Raw genomic sequence first — 315 nt, 5'->3', positions numbered from 1 at the left:
TTGCTGTATTTACTACTGATCCGTTGTCAACATCTGCCTGCGTAATCGTATAGGTAGCTGTAAATTCCGCTGACCCACCGGGTGCCAAGGTTGTCGTGCCTGAGATCTGAGTGATCGCACTCAAGCCCGGCAAGGCATCCGAAACACCCACATTAGTCAAGGTGAAGTCTCCATCATTCTCTACCGTGAAGGTATACGTGATCACATCTCCTAATCCATATGTGGACTGACTCGCTGATTTGGCTATACTGATCGAAGCTGTTGCAGCTGAATTATCAACTGTGATCGTCTCAGTATCTGTTGCCGTCACATCGC

At 48.3% G+C, this 315-nt stretch carries 1 protein-coding gene; it reads right to left on the bottom strand.

Features of this window, described 5'->3' with window-relative positions; translation table 11 throughout:
* Window positions 1-315 (bottom strand): CLIPPER-2 domain-containing protein (locus IEV57_RS19085; RefSeq protein WP_188444637.1); only part of this gene is annotated, 315 nt, incomplete at both ends.

The organism is Belliella aquatica, from assembly GCF_014637795.1.
GTDB classification, from domain to species: domain Bacteria; phylum Bacteroidota; class Bacteroidia; order Cytophagales; family Cyclobacteriaceae; genus Belliella; species Belliella aquatica.
Note: the sequence above shows the minus strand (reverse complement) of the source record. Positions and strands in the feature narration are given on the sequence as shown.